The sequence below is a fragment of the Devosia sp. genome (assembly GCF_028290645.1).
Lineage (GTDB): Bacteria > Pseudomonadota > Alphaproteobacteria > Rhizobiales > Devosiaceae > Devosia_A.
Genome location: NZ_JAQGJL010000224.1, coordinates 1 through 4593, shown reverse-complemented (window position 1 = coordinate 4593; position 4593 = coordinate 1). Strand labels below are relative to the sequence as shown.

At 65.9% G+C, this 4593-nt stretch carries 5 protein-coding genes; 4 read left to right on the top strand and 1 reads right to left on the bottom strand.

From position 1 onward, the window contains the following. The 4 genes from JWQ89_RS12775 to JWQ89_RS12760 all read left to right on the top strand — a co-directional run. A partial coding sequence (locus JWQ89_RS12775; protein WP_299641597.1) for a TOBE domain-containing protein occupies positions 1 to 569 on the top strand: 569 nt, incomplete at its 5' end. A 20-nt stretch (positions 570 to 589) separates the two neighbouring features. After that, positions 590 to 1633 carry an extracellular solute-binding protein gene (locus JWQ89_RS12770; protein WP_299641595.1) on the top strand — a complete coding sequence of 348 codons (1044 nt, stop codon included), beginning with the start codon at positions 590 to 592 and terminating at the stop codon, positions 1631 to 1633. 2 nt (positions 1634 to 1635) lie between these two features. Then, entirely contained in the window at positions 1636 to 3384 is a 1749-nt protein-coding gene (locus JWQ89_RS12765; protein WP_299641592.1) for an ABC transporter permease subunit, read from the top strand. A 99-nt stretch (positions 3385 to 3483) separates the two neighbouring features. Further along, entirely contained in the window at positions 3484 to 4044 is a 561-nt protein-coding gene (locus tag JWQ89_RS12760) for a hypothetical protein (protein WP_299641590.1), read from the top strand. 34 nt (positions 4045 to 4078) lie between these two features. Here JWQ89_RS12760 and JWQ89_RS12755 read toward each other — a convergent pair. Continuing rightward, on the bottom strand, positions 4079 to 4593 hold a 515-nt coding region (locus tag JWQ89_RS12755; RefSeq protein WP_366144003.1), incomplete at its 5' end, for an invasion associated locus B family protein.

The window sequence follows — 4593 nt, the reverse complement described above, 5'->3', positions numbered from 1 at the left end:
TGCTCGATGAACCCCTGTCCAATCTCGACGCACACCTGCGCGCGGAGATGCGTGGCGAGATCCGAAGCCTGCAGCAGCGTCTGTCGATCACCACCCTCTTCGTCACTCACGATCAGGAGGAGGCGCTCGCCATGTCGGATCGGGTCGGCGTGATGAGCCATGGCCGGCTCGTCGAGGTCGGCACGCCGCTCGCGCTCTGCGACAGGCCGCAGGCGGCCTTCACCGCCTCGTTTCTGGGCGCCCGCACGGTCGTCCCCGGCCGCAGCGAAAGCGGGCTATTTGTGGCGCCCGGCCTGCGCTGCACCGGCGCGCCGAAGGGCGCGAATGCAATCGTGCTGCGCGCCGCGAGACTGAGGCTCGCCGGGCATGGTGCGGACGATGATGCGGGGCCGCTCAGCGTCAGCGGCGTCCTGACGGGGTGTGCCTATCTCGGCGACGCCTTCGAGATCGATATCGAGACGGCGGCGGGGCGCGTACGCGTGCTGTCACCCTCGGAAATTCCCCCTCCTCCAGTCGGGAGCGTTTGCGCGATCAGCGCGCTGCCCGGCGGCTGCAGTTTCCTCACTTGAATAGCAACAGGAGCACGACCATGACCCTCAACCGGCGTACCTTCGGCAAGCTCGTTCTCGGCGCGGGCGTGATCGCGCCCTATGCCTTCTCCCGTACGGCGCTCGCCCAGCCCAAGCCCGGCGACGAACTCGTGGTTGGCATCTGGGGCGGCGCACAGGAGCGCATCGTCAAGGAGCATGTCGAGAAGGCGCTCGTCGCCAAATACGGCTGCAAGGTTTCCTATGTTCTGGGCGGCACGCCGGAGCGCCGGGCGCGCGCCTATGCGGAGCGCGGCCGGCCGAGCTTCGATGTGCTCTACCTCAATATCTTCGAAAGCCGGCAGGCGGTGAAGGACGGGGTCACGCAGGCGCCGACCGCGGCCGTGCCGCAATTCGCCAACCTGCACGAGGCCGCCAAGCTCGGCGGCTATGGCGTCGCCCTCAATCCCTGCACGATCGTCTACGACAAGCGCAAGGCGGCCAAGCCCATAACCTCATGGAAAGACATCTGGAACCCGGAGTGGAAGGGCCGCATCGCCTGGCCGTCCTATCCGGGCGCGCAGGGAACGGCGGGCTTGCTGATGGCGGCCAAGATCTTCGGCGGCAGCGAGAGCAACATCGGCGTCGGCTTCGACAAGATCAAGGAACTTAAGCCGTTCGCGGCGATCCAGGGCAGCCAGGACCAGCTCTTCCAGATGTTCGACCAGGGCGTCGCCGATCTCTCGGTCGAGTTCGGCAGCTTCACCCGCAAATATGCCGAGACCCGCAACCCCAACATCGAGATCGTCAACCCGGTCGAGGGGCAGGCCATCACCATGAACGTGGCCTGCATCACCGTCGGGACCCAGAACCAGAAACTCGCCGAAGAGTGGATCAACCTCCATCTGAGCGAGCCCTGCATGCTCGCCTATGCCGCCGAGACCTACTACTCGCCGACAGTGAAGGGGCTGAACATTCCCGACGCGCTGAAGTCCAAACTCGTGCTCGGCGACGATGTCGGCAAGCTGGTCGATTTCGACTGGGATCTGGTGATCAAGAGCCAGGCCGCCTGGTCGAGCCGCTTCAACCGTGAGATCGCCGGGTGAGCATGGCTGAAACCCGGCCGCCGGCGACCATCGCCGGCGGCGGGCCGGGGCAACGCGGATGCACGGGCCGGCTGATCGGCCCGCTGCTGGCCGCGCCGGTCACGCTCTGGCTGCTCTTAGCCTTCGCGGCGCCGCTCGTCGTCGTCGTGTTGCTCTCGCTGCACGCGGCGCCCGATCCGTTCGGGGCGCTGTTCCAGAGCCCAAGCCTGGCTCAGTTCGCGATGCTGGCGGAGGACCGCTTCTATCTAAAACTGGTCGGCGAGACGCTGGCGCTGGCGGCTGGTGTCACGCTGCTGACCGTCCTGCTTGGCTACCCGCTGGCGCTGTGGCTGACACGGCTGCCGCTGCGCTGGCGCTCGCTCGGCTTCGCGGTAATCCTGATCCCGCTGCTGACCAATGTGGTGGTGCGCTCGCTCGGCATCGTGCTGCTGCTGGCGCCCGACGGGCTGATCAACCAGGTGCTCGTCGCGTTGGGGCTGCAGCCCTGGCGCGGCATGCTCTACACCCATGGCGCGGTCGCGATCGCGCTGGCGCAGGTGTTCATGCCGTTCATGGTGCTGGCGCTCTACGACGTGCTGCAGGGCACCTCGCCGCGCGTGCACGAGGCGGCCCAGAGCCTGGGCGCCTCGCCGATGACACGACTGCTCGTGGTCGATCTGCCGCTGTCGCTGCCGGGCTTGCGTGCCGGAATCATCATCGTCTTCCTGATGGCCTCGACGGCTTATGTCTCGGCGACGCTGCTCGGCGGCAAGAAGGTGCTCACCGTCGGCATGATCGTCTGGCAGGAGGCACTGCAGAACCTCAACGGCCCGCTCGCCTCGGCGCTGTCGCTGGTTTTGACCGGCACGAGCACGGCGTTTGCCGTCGCCATCTTCTTCGTCGCCAGGCAATTGATGCCGTGGAAGGAGAGCCGGCCGGGCTCCGTGCTCTCGCTCCCGCGCTGGCTGATGGTGACGCTCGATCTGGTCGGCCCGGTGCTCGGCAAGCTGCTGCTCGCCTGCGCGCTTTTGCTGCTGCTGCTGCCTTTGGTGCTGGTCTGCATCCAGAGCTTCAACGACGTGCCGCAAGCGACAGTCGCCGGGTTTCGAGCCTTCACCCTGGAATGGTATCGGCGCGTCCTGTTCGGCGGGGCCTATGGCGCCGCCTTCGTCACCTCCTTCCAACTCGCCTGCGCCTCGGCGGTCGTGGCGATCGCGCTGGCGCTGCCGGCCGCGTTCGCGCTGGCACGTCACCGCTTCCGCGGACTGACCGCGCTCGGCGCCTTTTGGACGCTGCCGCTCTCGCTTCCTCATATCGCCATCGGCGTCGGCATGCTGCGGCTGCTGCAGGTCTACACGGCGCTGCCGCCTTTTTTCGGGCTGATGGCGGTGCATGTCGTGCTGATCCTGCCCTTCGCCATCGCGCTGCTGCAGACCTCGGTCGAACAGCTCGACAAGGCGCAGGAGGAGGCCGCCGCGAGCCTGGGCGCGGGGCCTGCGAGCCGCCTGGCGCTGATCACCCTGCCCGGCCTCGCACCCGGCCTCGCGGCCGCCTGCATCATGAGCTTCCTGCTCTCCTTCGGCGAGGTCACGGTAACGAGCTTCCTCACTACGGCGCGGCTGACGACGCTGCCGGTCAGGATCTACTCCGAGGCCGCGTTCAGCCTCGAGCCGACGGTGCATGCGGTCTCGGCGCTGCTGATCGTCGCGACGATGCTGGCGCTGGCGGCGCTCAACCGGCTGGTGCAGCTCGACCGGCTCTACGCGCGCTAGCAAGCATGCTATGCTTAACGCGGGGATCAGGGGGCTAAATGCATCATGTCAGAGATCAGTTCGGGTACGCTCGTCCGCCTTGCTATGTGGTGCAAGAACATGACCGCCATCAAGGATGGCAAAATGGATTGGCCGGGCTTTTCCTATAGCGACAGTGAATGGGAGCGGATGTATGCCCTCGCCGCCCCGGTGACCTACGGCACTTATCAAAAGTACGTCTGGATCAACGCGGTCATCTTCATCGTGATAGCCGCCATCGGCATCGCGGTGATATTCATGCCGGCGGCGATATTTCTGTTTCCAGTGCCGGCTGAGACCAGTGCGTTGAAATTCTCGCTGCTGCTGGCGGGATGCGCATTCCTGATTCTCGGCGGCGGGCTCCCCATATCGCTGCGCATAGCCTCCTGGCTGGCGGTCGACGCTGCGACGCGGGCGCAACTCGCGGCTGCTCCCGGCGACGCAGCGCTGGATTCAAAGGTATCCTGGCAGATCAACCGCATCACGCTCATCATGTGTGGCATACTCGTGCCGGGCATGCTGGTCTGGATTACCTATGACATTAATGCCGGGCCGATCGTCACCGTGATCAAATGGGTGGCGATCGGGCTGATGGGCGTGTCGACGGCGGCGGGCGTGCAGAAGCAGCGCAAGCAGAAATAGACACGGGGATCTTCGGTGGACCCTGCCCCGATCGCTACTTCAGCAAGGCCGCGGTCCGGCTGAGCGCGCCGGGAAAACCCTTCAGCGAAATAGAGAAAGTAATCGGCTTGTTGCCGTCGTTCGGCAGACCACTCAGCTTCAGCGATGTGCCGGCCCGCAAGGCATTGGTCGTTGCTGCGTCCAGTTGCAGCGGCAGGATGCAGCCGGCAGGCAGGCACGTGCGGAAGCGCAATGGCTTGCCCAGCGGCTTGTCGTCGAGCTGAACGGTGATGCCGGAATCGAGCACGAGGCCGAACGGCATGACCAGCGTACCCGTCAGCGTATTGTTCTCGGCGGGAATGAGTTCGATCGCCAGGACACGCTGCCGGTTTTGGTCGACCTGCTCCTGCGACAGCGCGCAGCGCTTGGTGGCGCCCTGCGCCGTGCAGGTGACCTGCCAGTCATCGAACGCCTCGCGCAAGGATGTGGCGCCCCCCGGTAGGGTAGCTGAAGGCGCCTGCCCCCATACACCCTGCAAGGCAGCGCTGCCGGACATCAGCGCGACAAACA